Origin of the sequence: Streptomyces sp. NPDC087270 (assembly GCF_044744625.1) — a bacterium.
Classification (GTDB): Bacteria; Actinomycetota; Actinomycetes; order Streptomycetales; family Streptomycetaceae; genus Actinacidiphila.
The window spans coordinates 144,012-164,731 of sequence record NZ_JBIUYR010000019.1 but is presented as its reverse complement, the minus strand read 5'-3'; the positions used below and the strand labels follow the sequence as shown (position 1 = coordinate 164,731).

Genomic DNA, 20,720 nt, shown 5'->3' with positions numbered 1-20,720 from the left:
GTCGGGGTTGTGCGGCGGTGAATTCATCAACCACGATGCGTGGTGATGAGTGAAATCTACAGCCACCCGGCGGGCGGCGGCAGCGGTATCGACCCGGACGGGGCGGCGGGCCGGCCGCCCCTGGTCGTGGGCATCGACGCGGGCGGGACGCGCAGCCGGGCCTGCCTGGCGGTGGGCGTGCCCGGCGGCCGGGTGCTCGGGCGGGGGAGCGGCGGCCCGGGCAACGCGATGAGCGTCGGCCGCGCCGACCTGACCCGCCATCTCGCCGCGGCCGTGGGCGAGGCCGTGGCACACGCGCTGCCCGCCGATCCGGAGGTACGGGGCCGGATCGGCGCGGCATACGGGGGGTTCGCGGGGGCGGCGCCGGGGATAGGGCCGGAGCGCGGGGAGGAACTGGCCGTGTCCTGCCTGCGCGACGCGCTCGCCGCGCACGGGATCACCGGGGTGCCGGTCGCCGTCGGCGGCGACACCGAGGTCGCTCTCGCCGCGGCCCCCGGCGCCCCCTCCGATGGGCTCGTGCTCATCGCGGGCACCGGCGCCATCGCCGCCCGCCTCGCCGGAGGCCGCCGCGCCGCGGTCTCCGACGGCCACGGCTGGCTGCTCGGTGACGAGGGCAGCGGGTTCTGGCTCGGCAACCGCGCGACGCGGGCGGCGCTGGAGGCGCTGGACGGCCGCGGTCCGTGGACGACGCTGGTGCCGCGGGTGGTGGCCCACTACCTGGGCGGCGCGGCGGGCGGAGCCGGGGGACCGGATGTCGGTGGGTCGGCGGCCGGTGGGTCGGCGGTCGGAGGAGGGGACCCGGGGAGCGACGACGTGCTGCGGCGGGCGCTGGAGGTCGGCCCGGCCAGCGACGCGGTGGCGCGGCACCTGCTCGGAGAGGTCGTCGTCACGCGGGCGTACGAGCAGGCGCCGGCCCGGCTGGGCGCGCTCAGCCCGACCGTGGTCGAGGAGGCGGAGGCGGGCGACGCGGTGGCGCGGGGCCTGCTGGACGCGGCGGCCGGGCTGCTCGCGGCGACGGTGCGCTCGCTGGAGCCGCGGCCGGGCGAGCCGCTGGTGGCGACCGGTGGGCTGCTGGGGCCGGGCGGGCCGCTGCTGGGCCGGGTGACCGAGCGGCTGGCGGATCGTGGGCTGCGGGTCTTCCCGGTCGCGGACGGCTCCACCGGTGCTGCCGCGCTCGCGTGCGGGCTGCTCGGCGGAGGCGGTCCGGGCGGTCGGGGCGGACCGGACGCGGCGGTGTGAACCGGGAGATTCGGGCGGTTCGCGGTGAGCGGCGGAGCATCCGGCACCCGGGTGTCTTGACGGGCGATGGTGGCTCAATGTTTCATCGACGTATTGAACGGTTGGTTCAATCAACCGGAATCGCATCCGTACATCCGCAGAGCTCCAGCAGCAGGACTTCCGCAAAGGGGACCCGGGCATGGCCGAGGGACAGATCAGCGCCGCGACGTTCGCCGACGAGGGCCGCGCGGCGGTGGAGCGGGCGATCGGCGCGAACAAGGAGACCGTGGCGGCCGCGGCCCGGCTCCTCGCGGACTGCGTGGCCGCCGACGGCGTGATCCACGGCTTCGGCACCGGCCACTCGCAGGCCACCGTCATGGAACTGGTCGGCCGGGCCGGCGGCCTGATCCCCACCAACCGGATCGGCCTGTCCGACCTGGTGCTGCGCGGCGGCGAGGACCGCGCGGTGCTCGCCGACCCGCTGCTGGAGCGCTCCCCGGGCCTGGCCCGGCGGCTGTACGAACTGGCCACGCCGCGCCCGCAGGACGTGTTCGTGATCGTCTCCAACTCCGGCGTCAACAACTCGATCGTCGACATGGCGCTGCACGTGAAGGAGGCCGGCCACCCGCTGATCGCGCTCACCTCGCTCACCCACACCCGCGCGGTGCCGGCCCTGCACTCCAGCGGCAAGCGGCTGGCCGACCTCGCGGACGCCGTACTGGACAACTGCGCCCCCGCCGGCGACGCGCTGCTGCCGCTGCCGGGTGGCGGCGCCCTGGGCGGGGTGTCCACGATCACCTCGGCACTGCTGGTGCAGATGGCTGTCGCCGAGGCCGTCGGCCTGCTGGGCGCGGAGGGCCAGGACGCGCCGATCTACATCTCCGCGAACCTCCCCGGCGGCCACGAGCGGAACAAGGTGCTGGAGGAGCGGTACGCGGGCCGTATCCACCGCGGCGGTTTCTGACCGCCCGGCCGCGAACCGGCCCGAAACGGCCCCGAAACGGCCGCGAACCGGCGGCGGCCCCAGGGCCGTTCGCCGGTGGTCCGGCGGCCGGCGGGGGACCGTTCATCCGCGGTCCGGTCCTGGTTGGGCCCCGGTTCACCGGCGGTCCGGTGACGGCGAAGCGGCCGGTGGGCGGCGCGCCCGGGTGCCGGATCTCGTTCTGGCGTGCCATCAATTAGTTTGGGTGTCGCAGCGAGGACGAGGAGAAGTGGACTGATGTCCGAAACGAACGCGCAGGGCACCCCCCGGCTCGACCAGCGCCCCGAGTGGCACGCACTCGCCAAGCACAGCGAGGAGCTGTCCGGCACCCATCTGCGGGACCTGTTCGACCGCGACCCCGACCGGGGCAGCCGCTACACCCTCCAGGTCGGCGACCTCCACCTGGACTACTCCAAGCAGCTCATCACCGACGAGACCCTCCGGCTGCTGCGGGAACTGGCCGCGGCCACCGGGGTGTTCGAGCTGCGGGACGCCATGTTCGACGGCGAGCGGATCAACGTCACCGAGGACCGCGCGGTGCTGCACACGGCCCTGCGCGCCCCGCAGTCCGCGACGATCGCGGTGGACGGGCAGAACGTCGTACCGGCCGTGCACGCCGTGCTCTACAAGATGACGGTCTTCGCCGACCGGGTCCGCTCGGGCGAGTGGACCGGCCACACCGGCAAGCGGATCAAGAACGTCGTCAACATCGGCATCGGCGGCTCCGACCTCGGCCCGGCCATGGCCTACGAGGTGCTGCGCTCCTACGCCGACCGCGACCTGACGGTCCGTTTCGTCTCCAACGTGGACGGCGCCGACCTGCACGAGGCCGTGCGCGACCTGGACGCCGCGGAGACGCTGTTCATCGTCGCCTCCAAGACCTTCACCACCATCGAGACCATCACCAACGCGACGTCCGCCCGGCAGTGGCTGCTCGGCGAACTCGGCGCCGGCGACGAGGCGGTGGCCAAGCACTTCGTGGCGCTGTCCACGAACGCGGAGAAGGTCGCGGAGTTCGGCATCGACACGCAGAACATGTTCGAGTTCTGGGACTGGGTCGGCGGCCGCTACTCGTACGACTCCGCGATCGGCCTGTCCCTGATGATCGCGATCGGCGCCGAGGCCTTCCGGAGCATGCTGGCCGGCTTCCACCTGGTCGACGAGCACTTCAGGACCGCGCCCCCCGAGCGGAACGTCCCGCTGCTGCTCGGCCTGCTCGGCATCTGGTACGGCAACTTCCACGACGCGCAGTCGCACGCGGTGCTCCCCTACAGCCACTACCTGAGCCGGTTCACCGCCTACCTCCAGCAGCTCGACATGGAGTCCAACGGCAAGTCCGTGGACCGCGCGGGCAACCCGGTGGACTGGCAGACCGGCCCGGTGGTCTGGGGCACCCCGGGCACCAACGGCCAGCACGCGTACTACCAGTTGCTGCACCAGGGCACCAAGCTCGTGCCCGCCGACTTCATCGGCTTCGCCCGGCCGCTGCCCGAACTCGGCCCGCTCGCCGGGCAGCACGACCTGCTGATGGCGAACTTCTTCGCGCAGACGCAGGCGCTGGCGTTCGGCAAGACCCCGGACGAGGTCCGCGCCGAAGGGGTGCCCGAGGAACTGGTGCCGCACAAGACCTTCCGCGGCAACCACCCCACCAGCACCATCCTCGCCACCGAGCTGACCCCGTCCGTGCTCGGCCAGCTCATCGCGCTCTACGAGCACAAGGTGTTCGTCCAGGGCGCGGTGTGGAACATCGACTCCTTCGACCAGTGGGGCGTCGAGCTCGGCAAGGTGCTGGCCAAGCGGGTCGAGCCCGCGCTCACCGAGGGCGCCGACGTGCCGGGCCTGGACCCGTCCACGAAGGCGCTCGTGGCGAAGTACCGCGAGCTGCGCGGCCGCTGAGCCCGAGGCGGCTGAGGCCGGAGGCGGCCGCACGGGAGGCGGCTGAGCTGGAGACGGCTGAGCCCGAGGTGGCCTGCGGGTCGGGGCCGCCCGGCCTGGCCGCAGCACCACGAAGGGGGCCCGGAATCACGGATTCCGGGCCCCCTTCGTCGGTCTGCCGACGGCGCCACCGCTACGACGAGGCCGCCGGATACAGCTCGGCGGGGATCTTCGCGGCCGCCGCGCGGTCCAGCAGCCACAGGGTGCGGGCCCGGCCGTAGGCGCCCGAGGCGGGTGCCTGGACCTCGCCCGGCGAGGACAGCGCGAGCGCGACCGCGCCCGCCTTGTCCTCGCCCGCGGCGAGCAGCCACACCTCCCGGGCCGAGCGGATCGCCGGGAAGGTCAGCGAGATCCGGGTCGGCGGCGGCTTGGGCGAGCCGTGCACACCGATCACGGTGCGGACGGTCTCCCGGGTGCCGGGGTGCTCCGGGAAGAGCGAGGCCACATGGGTGTCCGGGCCGACGCCCAGCATGAGGACGTCGAACGACGGCACCCGGGTGTGGTCCTCCGGCCCGGCCGCGGCGGCCAGCTCCGTCGCGTAGGCCGCCGCGGCGGCCTCCACGTCGGACTCGTAGGCGCCGTCGGACGGCGCCATCGGGTGCACCCGGGCCGGGTCGAGCGGCACCGAGTCCAGCAGCGCCTCCCGGGCCTGCGTGTGGTTGCGCTCCGGGTCCCCCTCGGGGAGGAACCGCTCGTCGCCCCACCACAGGTCCAGCCGCGCCCAGTCCACGGCGTCACGCGCCGGGGCCTCGGCGAGCGCGGCCAGCAGCCCGTTGCCGTTCCGCCCGCCGGTGAGCACCACCGAGGCGGAGCCACGGGCGGCCTGGGCGTCCACGATCTTCGTGATCAGCCTGGCCGCCGCGGCCCGCGCCATCAGCTCCTTGTCCCGGTGGACGACCACCTGCGGGGTACTCACTTCTCCGCCGCCGCCTTACCGGAGCCCGAGCCGGAAGCGGCCTTCTTCGCCGGCGTCGCCTTCGCCGCGCCCTCGGCCTTGGCTCCCGACCCGTTGGACCCGTTGGACCCGTTGGACCCGGCCGCACGCGCGATCCCGTCGGAGCTCAGCAGCTGCCGCTCGCCGAACTTCACGGTGGCGCGGTATATGTCGTCCGGGTCGAGCCTGCGCAGCTCCTCGGCGATCAGCTCCGCGGTCTCCCGGCGCTTGAGCGCCACATGGCGGTCGGGCTGCCCCGGCACCGCCAGCTCGGCCAGCCCGCCCTCGGGCCGGTCCAGGCAGATGTCGCCGTCGGAGGTGGCCAGCCGCACCGCGGTCAGCCCGGGGCCGTTGCTGACCTTGCGCTCCACCGGCACACCGAGCCGGTCCGCCAGCCACAGCACCAGCAGTTCGGCGCTCGGGTTGTACGCCTCACCCTCCACCGAGGCACTCTCGATCTTGCCGTGCCGCTGGTCGAGAGCGGCGGCCAGCATCGAGCGCCACGGGGTGATCCGGGTCCAGGCCAGGTCGGTGTCACCGGGTGAGTACGTCTTCGCCCGCAGCCCGAGCGAGCCCACCGGGTCCTCGGCGGCCGCCGAGTCGGTGATCCGGCGCGCCGCCAGCCGGCCCAGCGGGTCCTCCGCGGCGTTTTCCGGGGCCTTGTCCGGCCACCAGCACACCGCGGGGGCGTCCGGCAGCAGCAGCGGCAGGACCACCGACTCGGCGTGGTTGGCCAGCTCGCCGTGCATGCGCAGCACCACGGTCTCGCCGGTGCCCGCCTCGTCGCCGACCACGACCTCGGCGTCCAGCCGGGCCAGCGCCCGGTCCCGCGGCGAGCGCCCGGGCCGCTTGATGACGACCAGTATCCGGGAGGGGTGCTCCTTGGACGCCTCGTGCGCGGCCTTCAACGCGTCGTAGGCGCTGCCCTCGTCGGTGACGATGACCAGCGTCAGCACCATGCCGACCGCTGGGGTGCCGATCGCCCGCCGGGCCTGGATCAGCCCGGCGTTGATCTTCGAGGACGTGGTGTCCGTCAGATCGATCTTCATGGCCTGCGCCAGCTCCTGCCGTCTTGTGCGAGCATCTCGTCCGCCTCGGTCGGGCCCCAGGTGCCGGACGCGTACTGCGCCGGCTTGCCGTGCCTGTCCCAGTACTGCTCGATGGGGTCGAGGATGGTCCAGGACAGCTCGACCTCCTGGTGCCGCGGGAAGAGGTTCGCGTCACCGAGCAGCACGTCCAGGATGAGCCGTTCGTACGCCTCCGGGCTGGACTCGGTGAACGACTCGCCGTAGGCGAAGTCCATCGTGACGTCCCGCACCTCGGTGGAGGTGCCCGGCACCTTGGAGCCGAACCGCACGGTCACGCCTTCGTCCGGCTGGACCCGGATGACCAGCGCGTTCTCGCCCAGCTCCTCGGTGGCGCCGGACTCGAACGGCAGGTAGGGGGCCCGCTTGAAGACCACCGCGATCTCGGTGACGCGGCGGCCGAGCCGCTTGCCGGTGCGCAGGTAGAACGGCACACCCGCCCACCGGCGGTTGTTGATCTCCAGCTTCACCGCGGCGTAGGTGTCGGTCTTGGACTTGGGGTCGATGCCGTCCTCCTCCAGGTACCCGAGCACCTCCTCGCCGCCCTGCCAGGCGTGTGCGTACTGGCCGCGCACGGTGTACTTGCCCAGGTCGTCGGGGAGCACGACCGCGCCGAGCACCTTCAGCTTCTCCGCGGTGAGCGCCTTGGGGTGGAAGGAGCCGGGCTCCTCCATCGCGGTCAGCGCCAGCAGTTGCAGCAGGTGGTTCTGGATGACGTCGCGCGCGGCGCCGATGCCGTCGTAGTACCCGGCGCGGCCGCCGATCCCGATGTCCTCGGCCATGGTGATCTGCACGTGGTCGACGTAGGACCGGTTCCAGATCGGCTCGTACATGGTGTTGGCGAAGCGCAGCGCCAGGATGTTCTGGACGGTCTCCTTGCCCAGGTAGTGGTCGATCCGGAAGACCTCGTTGGGCGGGAAGACGTCGTGCACGATCTGGTTGAGCTGCTGGGCGCTGGCCAGGTCGTGGCCGAACGGCTTCTCGATCACCGCGCGCCGCCACGAGTCGCCGGTGCCCTGCGACAGGCCGTGCTTCTTCAGCTGCTGCACCACGTTCGGGAAGAACTTCGGCGGCACGGACAGGTAGAAGGCGAAGTTGCCGCCGGTGCCGCGGGCCTTGTCCAGGTCCTCGATGGTCGACTTGAGCTGCTCGAAGGCCTTGTCGTCGTCGAAGTTGCCCTGGACGAAGCGGCAGCCCTCGGCGAGCTGCTGCCAGACCTCCTCGCGGAAGGGGGTGCGGGCGTGTTCCTTGACCGCGTCGTGCACCTCCTGGGCGAAGTCCTCGTTCTCCCACTGGCGGCGGGCGAACCCGACCAGCGCGAAGCCCGGCGGCAGCAGGCCGCGGTTGGCCAGGTCGTACACCGCCGGCATCAGCTTCTTGCGGGACAGGTCGCCGGTGACCCCGAAGATCACCAGGCCGGACGGCCCGGCGATCCGCGGCAGCCGCCGGTCGAGCGGGTCACGCAGCGGATTGCCCACCGTCAGCTTCTCGTCCTCGGATGTCACCTCACGCCTCCGAAGGGGCGAGCCGCTCGAGTTCGGCCTTGGTGGAGTCCAGGAGTTCGTTCCAGGCCGCCTCGAACTTCTCGACGCCCTCGTCCTCCAGCACCTGCACCACGTCGTCGTACGACACGCCGACCGTGGCGAGCGCGTCGATGTCGGCCTGCGCCTGCGCGTAACCGCCTCGGACGGTGTCGCCGGTGACCTCGCCGTGGTCCGCGGTCGCCTCCAGTGTGGCCTCGGGCATGGTGTTCACCGTGTTCGGCGCGACCAGCTCCGTGACGTACAGCGTGTCGGAGTAGGCGGGGTCCTTCACACCGGTGGAGGCCCACAGCGGACGCTGCTTGTTGGCGCCGGCCCGCTCCAGGGCGGCCCAGCGGTCGGTGCCGAAGACCTCTTCGTACGCCTGGTAGGCCAGCCGCGCGTTGGCCACGGCGGCCTTGCCCTTGAGCGCCTTGGCCTGGTCGGAGCCGATCTTCTCCAGCCGCTTGTCGATCTCGGTGTCCACGCGGGAGACGAAGAACGACGCGACGGAGTGGATCTCGGCGAGGTCCAGGCCGGCGGCCTTGGCCTTCTCCAGACCGGACAGGTAGGCGTCCATCACCGCGCGGTACCGCTCCAGCGAGAAGATCAGCGTGACGTTGACGCTGATGCCCTTGCCGATCACCTCGGTGATCGCCGGCAGCCCGGCCTTGGTCGCGGGGATCTTGATCAGGGTGTTCGGGCGGTCGACCAGCCAGGCCAGCTGCTTGGCCTCGGCGACCGTGGCCACCGTGTTGTGCGCCAGCCGCGGGTCCACCTCGATGGACACCCGGCCGTCCTGGTGGTTGCTGGCGTCGTAGACCGGACGCAGGACGTCGGCGGCGTCGCGGACGTCCGCGGTGGTGATCATCCGCAGCGCCTCCTCGACGGTCAGCTTCCGCGCCGCGAGGTCCTTGAGCTGTCCGTCGTAACCGTCGCCCTGGGAGATGGCCTTCTGGAAGATCGACGGGTTGGTGGTGACACCCACCACGTGCTGCTGGTCGATGAGTTCGGCCAGGTTGCCGGACGTGATGCGCTTGCGCGACAGGTCGTCCAACCAGATCGCGACGCCTTCGTCGGAGAGGCGCTTGAGTGCGTCTGTCATGGGAATTGCATCTCCTGAAATGTCGTGTACCAGCGTCAGCGGTCTGCGGCGGCGAGAGATTCCCGGGCGGCGGCGGCCACCGCCTCCGCGGTGAAACCGAACTCGCGGAAGAGCAGCTTGCCGTCGGCCGAGGCACCGTAGTGCTCGATGCTGACGATCCGGCCGGCGTCTCCCACGTAGCGGTACCAGGTGAGGCCGATGCCGGCCTCGACGGCGACCCGCGCCTTCACCGAGGACGGCAGCACGCTCTCGCGGTACGCCGCGTCCTGCTCCTCGAACCACTCCACGCACGGCATCGAGACCACCCGGGTCGGGATGCCCGCGGCCTGCAGCTCCTCGCGCGCGCCCACCGCGAGCTGCACCTCGGAGCCGGTGCCGATCAGGATCACCTGCGCGGGGCCGCCCTCGGCCTCGAACATGACGTACCCACCGCGGGCGGTGTCCTCGTGGACCGGGTAGGTCGGCACGCCCTGCCGGGTCAGCGCCAGGCCGTGCGGGGCGCCCTTGCCGATCTCCTTGGTCCAGCGCTTCTGGATCTCGCGCCAGGCGATCGCCGTCTCGTTGGCATCCGCGGGGCGCACCACGTTCAGCCCCGGGATGGCGCGCAGCGAGGCCAGGTGCTCCACCGGCTGGTGGGTCGGGCCGTCCTCGCCGACGCCGATCGAGTCGTGCGTCCACACGTACGTCACCGGCACGTGCATCAGCGCGGACAGCCGGACGGCGTTGCGCATGTAGTCGGAGAAGACGAGGAACGTGCCGCCGTAGACACGGGTGTTGCCGTGCAGCGTGATGCCGTTCATCTCCGCGGCCATGGAGTGCTCGCGGATGCCGAAGTGCACGGTCCGGCCGTACGGGTCAGCGCCGGGCAGCGGGTTGCCGGCCGGGAGGAACGACGAGTTCTTGTCGATGGTGGTGTTGTTCGACCCGGCGAGGTCCGCGGAGCCGCCCCACAGCTCGGGGATCACCGAGCCCAGCGCCTCCAGGACCTTGCCCGAGGCGGCGCGGGTGGCCAGCGAGGCGCCGACCTCGAACTCCGGCAGCTGCTCCTGCCAGCCCTCCGGCAGCTCGGCCGCGTCGATCCGGTCGAACAGCTCGGCGCGCCGCGGGTTCGCGGTGCGCCAGGCGGCGAAGGACTTCTCCCACTGCGCGCGCGTGTCGCGGCCGCGGTCGCCGACCGCCCGGGTGTGGGTGATCACGTCGTCGGCCACGTCGAAGTGTTTGTCCGGGTCGAAGCCCAGCACCTGCTTGGTGGCCCGCACTTCGTCCTCGCCGAGGGCCGAGCCGTGCGCGGCGCCGGTGTTCTGCTTGTTGGGCGCGGGCCAGCCGATGATCGAGCGGACCGCGACGAACGACGGCCGCTCCGTCTCGGCCTTGGCGGCCAGCAGCGCGGCGTGCAGCGCGTGCACGTCGAGGTCGCCGTTCTCCTTCGGGGCCACCCGCTGGACGTGCCAGCCGTATGCCTCGTACCGCTTGACGGTGTCCTCGGAGACGGCCGTCTCGGTGTCGCCCTCGATGGAGATGTGGTTGTCGTCCCACAGCAGCACCAGGTTGCCGAGCTTCTGGTGGCCGGCCATCGAGGACGCCTCGGCGGAGATGCCCTCCTGGAGGCATCCGTCACCGGCGATCGCCCAGATGGTGTGGTCGAAGGGAGAGGTGCCGGCCGGCGCGTCCGGGTCGAACAGCCCGCGCTCGTAACGCGAGGCCATGGCCATGCCCACCGCGTTGGCCACGCCCTGGCCGAGCGGGCCGGTGGTGGTCTCCACGCCCGTGGTGTGGCCGTACTCCGGGTGGCCGGGGGTCTTGGAGCCCCAGGTGCGCAGGGCCTCCAGGTCGGCCAGCTCCAGGCCGTAACCGGCGAGGTAGAGCTGCGTGTAGAGGGTCATGCTGGAGTGCCCGGCGGACAGCACGAAGCGGTCGCGGCCGGTCCAGTCGGCGTTCGCCGGGTCGTGCCGCATGATCTTCTGGAACAGCAGGTAGGCCGCCGGGGCCAGGCTCATCGCCGTGCCAGGATGGCCGTTGCCGACCTTCTGCACGGAATCCATCGCGAGGACGCGGGCGGTGTCCACGGCCCGCTGGTCCAGATCGCTCCACTCAAGGTCTGTGGTCGTCGGCTGCTTGCTCACCCTGGGTCAGGGCTCCTCTCCACATAAGTTGAAAAGCGCCGGTGACTGGTGCCTACCCGACGTTCTTGAGCCTACCGCCGCAGGCGCGCGGGCCTTTGCCCACGCTGCCGCATCTGTGGATAACTCCTGCGCGGGCCGCGGATGACACGCCCCGCCCATGGACACCCCCCGCAGAAAGCCGGGTATTCCCTACGTCTAGAGTGGCGTGGTACGCGCAGGGACCGTGGTCCGCCGCCGCATCCGCGGCCGGCAGGCAGCCGGGACCTGCTGGACTCATCTCTCGTGGGGTGTTCGTGACAGCCGTCGAATCCCGACCCGCAGGGGTCATCGGGACGGGCTCGGGACAGACGAACTCCGGGCACCGGCCGCCGCGTGCCCGTGTCATGGCGTTCGTCGCGCTGACCAAGCCGCGCATCATCGAACTGCTGCTCATCACGACCGTTCCGGTGATGTTCCTGGCGGCCGATGGCGTGCCCAACCTCTGGCTGGTGCTGGCGACCGTGGTCGGCGGCTACCTGTCCGCGGGGGGCGCCAACGCGCTGAACATGTACATCGACCGCGACATCGACGCGCTGATGCACCGCACCGAGCAGCGTCCGCTGGTCACCGGGATGGTCTCGCCGGGCGAGGCCCTGGTCTTCGGCATCGTGCTGTCGGTGGTGTCCACCGTGTGGTTCGCGGTGCTGGTCAACCCGCTGTCCGCCGCGCTGTCGCTGACCGCGATCCTCTACTACGTGTTCGTCTACACGCTGTGGCTGAAGCGGCGCACCGCGCAGAACATCGTGTGGGGCGGTGTCGCGGGCTGCCTCCAGGTGTTCATCGGATGGTCGGCCGTGCGCAACGAACTCGGCTGGGCGCCTTTCGTGCTCTTCCTCGTCCTGTTCTTCTGGACCCCGCCGCACTACTGGCCGCTGTCCATGAAGGTCAAGGACGACTACGCCCGGGTCGGCGTGCCCATGCTCCCGGTCGTCGCCGGCAACCAGGTCGTCGCCCGGCAGATCGTGCTCTACAGCTGGGTCATGGTCCTCACCTCGCTCACCTTGTGGTGGCCGCTGGGGGACACCTCCTGGTTCTACCCGGTGGTCGCGGGCGCCCTCGGCGCGTTCTGGCTGAAGGAGGCGCACGGGCTGCACGCCCGCGCCAAGGCCGGGGTGATGGGGGCGAAGCTCAAGGAGATGCGGCTGTTCCACTGGTCGATCACCTACGCCACGCTCCTGTTCGTCGCCGTGGCGATCGACCCCTTCCTGCACTAGGGACTTCTACACCGGGGACTCCCGCTTCCCGCAGTGGCGACTCCCGCGCCCCAGGCGCGAAAGGGCCGTGCCGACCCACATCGGGACAACCGGCACGGCCCCCATCAGCCCACCCCCGTACGACCGTTGATTTGAGCGCGGCCAGCCCCCAGGATGTGCTGGTCCTATCGACGAGTTCCTCGGGAGGTACGTGTGAGAAGGCGGCGCATGCTGCATGGCGCGCTCGTGACAGTGCTCGGTGCGGTGGCGACCCTGGTGGCCGCGGGTACGGCTTCGGCCGATATGACAACGTTGTCCGACAAACAGACAACGTTGTCATACTCCGCCACCTCCTCCGGTTCCGCGCTGGTGTCCGACCCGGCTGGCTATGTGGACCCGCTCATCGGCACCGGACGCGGCGGCTCGACCGTCGGCGAGATCAACAACTTCCCGGGCCCGTCCGCGCCGTTCGGGATGATGCAGTTCTCCCCGGACACGTCCGGCTCCTACGCCGGCTACCAGTACCACGACGACCAGATCCGCGGCTTCAGCCTCGACCACGCCTCCGTCGGCTGCCGCGCCTTCGGCGACGTGCCGATCCTGCCGGTGACGGGCGATGTGGGCAGCACCCCCTGGAACCTCACGGAGCACTTCACGCACACCGGCGAGAAGGCCGAGCCCGGCTACTACGCGGTGACCCTCGACGCGTCGGGCGTCCGCGCCGAGCTGACCGCATCCACCCGGACCGGTCTGGCCGCCTTCACCTTCCCCCAGGGGGCCGCGGCGGCGCAGTTGCTGGTCAAGGCCGGCGGCAGCCTCAACGGCGACAAGAGCGCCGACGTCCAGGTGGTGGGCGACCGGGAGGTCACCGGCTCGGCCACCACCGGTGACTTCTGCGGCAAGGGCAACGAGTACACCGTCCACTACGCGATCACCTTCGACCAGCCCTTCACCGCGCACGGCACCTGGGACGGCAGGACCGTGACCAAGGGCGGCGACTCCGCGAGCGCGGCGGGCGCCGGGGCGTACCTCACCTTCGGCGACGGCGGCAGCCGCACCGTGCGGGCCAAGGTCGCGATGTCGTACGTGTCCGTGGCGGGCGCCCAGGCCAACATGGCCGCGGAGGTGCCCGGCTGGGACCTCGACGCGCTGCACCGGCAGACCCGCGACCAGTGGACGCGGACCCTGCGCAAGGTGCGGGTCGCGGGGAAGGACACCGACGAGCTCACGACGTTCTACACCGCGCTCTACCACTCGCTGATGCACCCGAACACCTTCAACGACGCCGACGGCCGCTACATCGGCTTCGACGGCAAGGTCCGCACCCTGCCCGAGGGCCATGCGCAGTACACCAACTTCTCGGACTGGGACACCTACCGCTCGCTCGCGCCGCTGCAGGCGATGCTCTTCCCGCAGCAGGCGAGCGACATGGCCCAGTCCCTGGTCAACGACGCGGAGCAGGGCGGCTGGTGGCCGCGCTGGCCGCTGGCCAACGCGTACACCGGACAGATGACCGGCGACAACTCGGTGCCGCTCATCGCGAACCTGTACGCCTACGGGGCCCGCGACTTCGATCTGAAGACGGCGCTGAAGTACCTCGTCAAGGGCGCCACCACGGTGGACACGACCGCGGGCGCCTACCAGGAGCGGCCCGGCATCGCGGAGTACGTCGAGCGCGGCTACGCGCCGAACGACGACGCCGCCAAGGGCGACCACGGGCACGTCGGGGCCTCGGAGACCCTGGAGTGGGCCATCGACGACTTCTCGATCGCCCAGCTCGCCGACGCCGCCGGGCAGACCTCGGTGGCCCGCACCTTCGGCAGGCGCGGCCAGAACTGGCAGAACATCCTCGACCCCGCCACCGGCTACCTCGAACCGCGCGGCGAGGACGGCCGGTTCCCCGACAAGCCGGGCTTCCAGGCCCCGGGCGACGGGCAGTTCGGCCAGGAGGGTTACGACGAGGGCAACGCCGCCCAGTACAACTGGCTCGTCCCGCAGGACATGGCGGGGCTGATCACCTCGATGGGTGGGGCGAGCGCCGCCACCGAGCGCCTCGACGGGTTCTTCTCCCAGCTCAACGCGGGCCCCAACGCCCCCTACATGTGGGCCGGCAACGAGATCGACTTCGGCGTGCCGTGGGTCTACAACCAGCTCGGCCAGCCGTGGAAGACGCAAGCGACGGTCCGGGAGATCGCCACCACCCTGTTCAGCCCCACCCCCGACGGCGAGCCCGGCAACGACGACCTGGGGGCGCAGTCCTCCTGGTACGTGTGGGCCGCGCTCGGCATGTACCCCGCGACGCCTGGCACGGCCGACCTCACCGTGCACAGCCCGATGTTCCAGCGGGTGGTGCTGGACCTGCCGGGCAAGGCCGCGGACCTGGACATCCGCGCCCCGCAGGCGGCGGACGACGCTCCTTACGTCCACCGGCTCACCCTCGACGGGCGCACCTGGGCGCGCACCTACCTGCCGCAGTCCGTCGTCTCGCACGGCGGGCGCCTGGACTTCACCCTGTCCACCACCCCCGACACGCACTGGGCCGCGTCCGCGAGCGTCGCGTCGCCCTCCTACCGCGCCGGTGAGCACGACTTCCTGGCCACGGCGACCCCGAACCAGTCGACGGTGGCGCCCGGCGGGTCGGCGGCCGACCTCGCGGTCCACGCCCAGCGGCTGGCCGGGCACGGCCACGCGCTGACGGTCAGTGCCTCCCCGCCCCAGGGCATCAGCGTGACACCCGCCGGCACGTCCCTCGCGCTGGACCGGGCGACCGGCTCGGGCACCGTACGGCTGGCTGTCAAGGCGGCGGCGGGCACCGCGGACGGCTACTACGAGGTACCGCTCACCGTGCGCGGCACGGGAAGCGGCGGCGGCTCGCCGGTGCGCCTCACGGCCATCGTCCTGGTCGCCGCCGAGCACAGCCTGGCCGCGGAGTACGACAACGTGGGCACCACGCAGGACGGCGACCACGCGAGCGGCGACCTCGACGGCACCGGCAGCACCTACTCCCGTGAGGCGCTGGCCGCGGCGGGCCTGGACGGCGGCGCGCGCACCGAGGTGTCCGGGACGTCGTTCGTCTGGCCGGACGCCCCCGTCGGACGCCCCGACAACGTGGTCGCCGACGGGCAGACCCTCGCGCTCGGGGACAGCGCGAAGACCGCCACCCGCCTGCTGTTCGTGGGCTCGGCGACCAACGGCGACCAGCGGGCCACCGCCCAGGTGACGTTCACCGACGGCAGCACGGCGCAGGCCGACCTGTCCTTCGGCGACTGGACGAAGCCCGGCGGCGGTTCGGCGCCGGTGCTGGGGAACACGCTGGTGGCCGCGACCGGTCACCGCAACGAGTCCGGTGGTGCGGGCCCGGCGGCGTACGTCTTCGCCACCACGCCGTTCGCCGTGCCGCAGGGCAAGGAGGTCGCGAGCGTGACGCTGCCGGACAACGGGAACCTGCACGTGTTCGCCGTCGGCCTCGGCTGAGGCGCCCGCGCCCTCCGATACCTTCCGTACCGCCCGTACCGCCCGGCGGGGATCGAGCCCCCTTCCCGATCCCCGTCGGGCTGATCCCCGTCGGGCTGATCCCCGCCGGGCGCCGTCTTCCGCCGGGGGATTACCGGTGAGTAGGGTGGGGGCATGGCTGAGAGCAAGGTGGACAACGACCCCCGGGCCGAGCGGCGCGTACGGCGGCTGACCAGGGAGATCCACGCGTTCGGGCGGGCGCACGGCGGCGCGGACGCGCAGATCGCGTACCTGGGGGAGCGCGGCGCCCGGATCGTGTTGGTGGGGGAGGACGGCGCCTGGGGCGACCTGGTCGCGCCGACGTACGAACTGGCGCAGCGGGCCGTGGGCGCGGCCGGTGTGACCGCGCACGAGGCGTTCGACGGGGAGATGGCCGCGAAGGTGCGGACAGGGCCGTACGAGTGGTCCCGGATGGCAGGCATCCAGCTCGGCGGCCGGGTCGGCGGCTGACCGCGCTCCCTATTACCGCCCAGGTCGTTAGGACCAGTGCGGGCTGCCCCCGGCGGCCGTCCGCGCAGCGACCGAGGACCTGGGCAGGTCCGTGACCGACGGACGGGACGGGGTGCGGCCGATGGCCGGCACGGCACAGGCACACCTGGTGGACGCGCACTGCCACGGGGTGTACCCGGGCGAGCTGGGACTGGGCTCCTTCGAGGCGCGGCTGCCGGGCACCGCCGCCCCCGGCACCACCCTCTTCGACAGCCCCACCGGGTTCGCGCTGCGCCGCTGGTGCCCGCCGCTGCTCGGCCTGGAACCCCACTGCCCGCCGGCCCGCTACCTCGCCAGGCGCCGCGAGTTGGGCGCCTACGAGTCCGCCCGGCTGCTGCTGCGCGGCACGGGCGTGACGGCGTACGTCCTGGACACCGGCGAGCCCGGTGACCTCACCTCGCCGAAGGACCTCGCGGCGACCACGGGCGCGCCCGTCCTGGAGACGGTCCGGCTCGAACCGCTCGCCCAGCAGGTCGCCGACACCTCCGGCACGGTCGGTTCCTTCCTCGCGAACCTCGCGGAGGCCGTGCACGGTGCCGCGCTCGGTGCGGCCGGGTTCTCCTGCGGTGACGGGGCCGCCGGCCGGGCCGGTGCGGAGGAGAGCGGCGAGGACGCGCGCCCGCCCGGGCCGGTGGAGGTACGGCAGGCTGCCGCGGCCTGGCTCTCCGCTCGTGCGGTGGGGGCGCGGCCGGCCGATCCCGTCCTGCTGCGGCACATCCGGTGGCATGCCGTCGCCACCGGGTTGCCGCTGCTGCTGCGGTACGGCGCGGGTGGGGGCGGGCCGCGCGCCGCCTTGGGTTTCCTGCGGGCCACCACGGGGCTCGGCACCGAGGTCGTGCTGCTGCCCGACGCGCCCCACGAAGCGGCGGCCGCCGATCTCGCGACCGAACTCCCGCATGTCTACGTGGGTGTCGGGCGGAACCCCTCCGGGGTGCTCGGGCGGACGCCTTTCGGCAAGGTGCTCTACGCGAGCGGCGTGGGCGGACTGCCCGAGCTCGCCGTGACCGCGGCACGAGGGTTCCTGTCGGAGCTGGGGCGGGCCGTGGCCGAGCGCGTCCGCGCGGGTGAGTGGTCCGCGGCGGACGGACGGCGCGTGACGTCCTTGGTGACAGCGGACAACGCCCGGCGCCTCTTCACTCTCCCGCGGGGAGGCGCGGCTTGAGAGGCGCGGAACCCCGGGCGGACGACCTTCCCGCAGTGGGGGTCAGGCCCAACTCACCCGAGACGGTGCCCTCTACTTGCGGCCCGAGGGCTCGGCCAGGCGGGGAGCGCCCAGCGCGGCGGACGGCACCGACTCGCCGGGCTCGGTGAAGGGGCGTTCGCGGAAGGAGAGCAGCACGCGCAGGACCGCGATCCAGACCAGGCAGGCGCCGAACATGTGCAGGTCGACCAGGGCCGCCGGCAGGTGCGTGAAGTACTGGACGTAGCCGATGACGCCCTGCCCCATGAGGACGAGGAAGAGCTCGCGGACGCGGTGCTGCGGGCCGATCGGCGCGTCGACGGCGCGCAGCACGAACCAGAGGGCGACCGTCAGGCCGACCACGACCCACGCGAAGTCCGCGTGGAGCTGGGCGATGGTCTTCCAGTCCACGTCGATCCGCCGGACCTTGAAGGACCCGCTGGAGTCGCCCGGGTGCGGCCCGGCACCGCTGACGAGGGTGCCGACGACGATGAGGAGCGCGGAGGCGGTGGCGAGCAGCTGCCCGAGCTGCCGTACCGGCTTGCCGACCAGCGGGCGGGGCGACGCGTCGCCCTCCCGGAGGCGCTGCCAGGTGAGAGTGGCGACGGTGATCAGGGCCGCCGACAGCAGGAAGTGGAACGACACGACGTACGGGTTGAGCTTGGTGAGCACCGTCAGCCCGCCCCACACCGCGTTGAAGACGACCACCCAGAACTGCGCCCACGCCAGCCGGTACAGGCCGCGGCGCGGCCACTCCGGCTGTGAGCGGATCGCGATGATCGCCCACCCGACCGTGGCGCACAGCACATACGTCAGCATGCGGTTGCTGATCTCGATGGTGTGGTGGATGCCCATCTCACGGGTGCCGAGCAGGCTGTCACCGCTGCACGTCGGCCAGGTCGGGCAGCCCAGGCCCGAGGCGGTCAGCCGGACCGCGCCCCCGGTGATCACGATCACCACGGACATCACCAGCGCCGCGAGCGCCGCCCGGCGCACCGCCACTGAGCTGGGGGTCCACCGTGCGGCGATGAAGGCGAGCGGGTTTCGCGCGATTTCGGGCAGCTTCGGCACGGGCCCATCGTAGGCGCACCCCTTGTGCACGGATTCACGAGGGGTGCCGGCTGCGCGGCCGGACGTACATCTCGGGAAAACGCCCTCAACCCGGGCCCGGCGGCCCTAGCATCGTCGGTCACAGCCATACGGGAGGGGCCCCGGATGACCGGCGAGCACCGTGACAGCGTCAACCGCCGACGCCTGCTGTACGGGGGCGCGGCGGCGGCACTGGCCGGGACCGGCGCGGCGGCCTGGGCGAGCGGCGCCTGGGACGCGCCCGCGGCCGGCTCCGGGTCCCAGGACCACCCCGGGTACGCCGACGTGGTGGCCGACTTCGGTGCCAAGGGCGACGGCACCACCGACGACAGCGCCGCGTTCCAGGCCGCCTACGCGTACGCCGAGAAGCGGGCCGCCGGCGGCACCGGCCGTACCGTGATCATGGTGCCGCCCGGCCGGTACCGGGTGACGAGGCCCGGCGCGCTGCTCGACGCCGACTCGCCCTCCCACCGGGTCAACGGGCTGCGCTTCGTGGGCGCGGGCCTGCGGATCAGCGACATCGTCTTCGCGCCCGACGGCACCGACGGCCCCGACGGCGGCAGTTACCTGTGCCGCAACAACGACACGTGGCAGAACATCTCGTTCGAGGGGCTGCGCTTCACCTCCGGCACTCCCGGTGCCTCGTTCTTCTACTCCTACTCCACCGGCGGCGCGGCCGGCTACCGCTTCTCGGAGTGCGAGTGGATGGGGGAGTGGGAGTACGGCATCGCGCTCGACGGCAGCAACACCAACTCCGAGATGCGCTGGGAGGCGTGCCGGGTGGGCGGCGCCTACCGCAAGGCGTTCCTCTACGCGGGGCTGTCGCTGCACTCGACCGATGTCGAGCAGCAGGACCAGTTCCTCAACTACTGGTTCACCGACATGAACGTCACCTACGAGTGGGGCAACTTCCTGGAGTTCCCCTACGGCGGTTCCGTGACCTGCCGCGCCGGCAGCTACATCGTCACCGGGCGGCGCCCCACTCCGCACCCCGAGTACGGCTTCGAGAGCGCCTTCTTCCGCTTCCCGCGCCCCGCCCACTTCGACGGGGTGCAGCGCTTCCACGCCGAGGACATCCGCTTCGAGCTGCGCGACGACGCGGTCGTGGTGATCGACTGCGCCTGGAACCGCGGCACCGTGCACTTCAACGACTGCGACGACACCGCGCACGCGTACCGGGCCTTCTCCGACGGCCTGCGCGCCCACCGCTACACCCTCGCCGAGGGCGGTCCCCTGGTCCGCTACGACTCCTGCCAGCTCGTCGGCACCCACCAGTTCCGCACCGCCCCCGGCGCCACCCCGCCGCCGTGCGTCCGCTACGACATGTGCCGCCTCGCCTCCCACCCGAGCGGGTCCTTCCTCGCTCTGGACGCGGGCCAGGACCGCGGCTTCGCCACCTTCGTGGGCTGCCTCCCGGCGACCTGAGCGCGGCGGGGCGCCCCGGGCGCACCCGGGCGTGCCCGTGCATGCCCGGGCGGATCAGTGCGAGGCTCCCTCCCACCCGTCTCCGCACGGGCCGCCCCCTACCGCCTCGCCGATGGTGACCTCCGCGCCGTCCGCGCCGATCAGCGGCAGGTAGGGGCGGGCGATCTCGACACTCGACCGGGGGACGTAGTGGAAGATGAGCGAGCGGCGGAAGCGGTCCGCGGTGGAGTTGGGCGGCGAACCGTGCACGGCACTGCCGTGGAAGAACAGGACGTCGCCCGGGCGCATGTCGGTCCGGACGGCGGACAGGCCCTCGCGCGGCCGGACCAGCCCGGTGGTGAAGGACTGCGCCGGGTCCGCCTCCTCGGGGCAGACCACCTCCATGGTGTGGCTGCCGGGAACGACGCCGAGCGCGCCGTTCGCCGCGTCGCAGTGGTCGACGGCGATCCACGCGGCGACGCAGGTCTCGGGATGCGCGCGAAGGAAGTAGTTGTCCTGGTGCATCGCCTGGCCGCGCGCGCCCGGGGGCTTGAAGTAGAACATCGACTGCGCGCCGTACACCGGGCCGACCGCCGCCGTGACCACGTCGAGGATGCGGGCGTCGGTCATCAGCCTGCGCGCGATGCGACCGACCTCAAGGTCCGTCCTGCGGTGCGGGTTCATGAAGCGGGGGTAGCGGGCGAGGATGTCGTCGGCCGGTACCTCGTCCACGGCGCCCACCGCGCCGCGGTCGGTCTCGACCTGGGTCATGAACGCGGCCTTGACCGCGTCGATCTCGTCGGCGCCGAGCAGCCCGTCGACCTGGATCACGCCGTCACGTGCGTACCGTTCGCGCACCGCGGCGCCGTCGCCGGGGGCGAGGGAGAGTGTGCTGGTCGTCATGGACTCAT

Annotated in this window: 15 protein-coding genes; 8 read left to right on the top strand and 7 right to left on the bottom strand. The window is 72.3% G+C overall.

From position 1 onward, the window contains the following. Positions 1-45: 45 nt before the first annotated feature. The 3 genes from ACIPAE_RS31690 (at position 46) to pgi (ending at position 4,096) form a co-directional block, all read left to right on the top strand. Complete coding sequence (locus ACIPAE_RS31690) at positions 46-1,239, top strand: N-acetylglucosamine kinase (RefSeq protein ID WP_402449923.1); 1,194 nt, start codon at positions 46-48, stop codon at positions 1,237-1,239. Between the two features lie 178 nt (positions 1,240-1,417). Further along, a complete protein-coding gene (locus tag ACIPAE_RS31685) occupies positions 1,418-2,182 on the top strand; it encodes a sugar isomerase domain-containing protein (protein ID WP_402449921.1) in 765 nt (254 codons plus the stop codon). Between the two features lie 255 nt (positions 2,183-2,437). Beyond that, positions 2,438-4,096, top strand: a complete 1,659-nt coding sequence (pgi, locus tag ACIPAE_RS31680; protein ID WP_366414576.1) for a glucose-6-phosphate isomerase — start codon at positions 2,438-2,440, stop codon at positions 4,094-4,096. A 172-nt stretch (positions 4,097-4,268) separates the two neighbouring features. Here pgi and pgl read toward each other — a convergent pair whose 3' ends face one another. Genes pgl through tkt form a run of 5 tightly spaced genes read right to left on the bottom strand, consistent with a single transcriptional unit; the run spans position 4,269 to position 10,902 of the window. Further along, complete coding sequence (gene pgl, locus ACIPAE_RS31675; protein ID WP_402449981.1) at positions 4,269-5,009, bottom strand: 6-phosphogluconolactonase; 741 nt, start codon at positions 5,007-5,009, stop codon at positions 4,269-4,271. A gap of 38 nt (positions 5,010-5,047) precedes the next feature. Then, positions 5,048-6,118, bottom strand: coding sequence for a glucose-6-phosphate dehydrogenase assembly protein OpcA (gene opcA / locus ACIPAE_RS31670; protein WP_402449919.1), 1,071 nt, complete (start codon positions 6,116-6,118; stop codon positions 5,048-5,050). Continuing rightward, on the bottom strand, positions 6,115-7,638 hold the full coding sequence (zwf, locus tag ACIPAE_RS31665; protein WP_402449978.1) for a glucose-6-phosphate dehydrogenase: 1,524 nt from the start codon (positions 7,636-7,638) through the stop codon (positions 6,115-6,117). The genes opcA and zwf overlap by 4 nt, the downstream gene beginning before the upstream one ends. 22 nt (positions 7,639-7,660) lie before the next feature. Then, the gene (gene tal / locus ACIPAE_RS31660) at positions 7,661-8,779 is read right to left on the bottom strand and encodes a transaldolase (protein WP_366414340.1); all 1,119 of its coding nucleotides are present in this window, start codon (positions 8,777-8,779) and stop codon (positions 7,661-7,663) included. Positions 8,780-8,814: 35 nt separating this feature from the next. Then, positions 8,815-10,902 (bottom strand): transketolase, encoded by a 2,088-nt coding sequence (gene tkt / locus ACIPAE_RS31655; protein ID WP_329370593.1) that lies wholly within the window; start codon positions 10,900-10,902, stop codon positions 8,815-8,817. 293 nt (positions 10,903-11,195) lie between these two features. Here tkt and ACIPAE_RS31650 point away from each other — a divergent pair, with 293 nt between their 5' ends. The 4 genes from ACIPAE_RS31650 (at position 11,196) to ACIPAE_RS31635 (ending at position 17,298) form a co-directional block, all read left to right on the top strand. Continuing rightward, a complete protein-coding gene (locus ACIPAE_RS31650) occupies positions 11,196-12,155 on the top strand; it encodes a heme o synthase (protein WP_366414342.1) in 960 nt (319 codons plus the stop codon). Positions 12,156-12,467: 312 nt separating this feature from the next. Then, complete coding sequence (locus ACIPAE_RS31645; protein ID WP_402449915.1) at positions 12,468-15,608, top strand: GH92 family glycosyl hydrolase; 3,141 nt, start codon at positions 12,468-12,470, stop codon at positions 15,606-15,608. A gap of 153 nt (positions 15,609-15,761) precedes the next feature. Continuing rightward, a complete protein-coding gene (locus ACIPAE_RS31640; protein ID WP_402449912.1) occupies positions 15,762-16,097 on the top strand; it encodes a hypothetical protein in 336 nt (111 codons plus the stop codon). A 121-nt stretch (positions 16,098-16,218) separates the two neighbouring features. Next, positions 16,219-17,298 carry an amidohydrolase gene (locus ACIPAE_RS31635; protein WP_402449976.1) on the top strand — a complete coding sequence of 360 codons (1,080 nt, stop codon included), beginning with the start codon at positions 16,219-16,221 and terminating at the stop codon, positions 17,296-17,298. Positions 17,299-17,370: 72 nt separating this feature from the next. Here the strand turns inward: ACIPAE_RS31635 and ACIPAE_RS31630 are convergent, their stop codons facing one another. Beyond that, on the bottom strand, positions 17,371-18,387 hold the full coding sequence (locus tag ACIPAE_RS31630; RefSeq protein WP_402449910.1) for a heme A synthase: 1,017 nt from the start codon (positions 18,385-18,387) through the stop codon (positions 17,371-17,373). A gap of 144 nt (positions 18,388-18,531) precedes the next feature. On the opposite strand from ACIPAE_RS31630, the gene ACIPAE_RS31625 reads away from it, so the two are divergent. Next, a complete protein-coding gene (locus ACIPAE_RS31625; protein WP_329370603.1) occupies positions 18,532-19,830 on the top strand; it encodes a glycosyl hydrolase family 28-related protein in 1,299 nt (432 codons plus the stop codon). A gap of 54 nt (positions 19,831-19,884) precedes the next feature. Here the strand turns inward: ACIPAE_RS31625 and ACIPAE_RS31620 are convergent, their stop codons facing one another. Next, on the bottom strand, positions 19,885-20,712 hold the full coding sequence (locus tag ACIPAE_RS31620) for a phytanoyl-CoA dioxygenase family protein (RefSeq protein WP_402449908.1): 828 nt from the start codon (positions 20,710-20,712) through the stop codon (positions 19,885-19,887). Between the last annotated feature and the right edge of the window lie 8 nt (positions 20,713-20,720).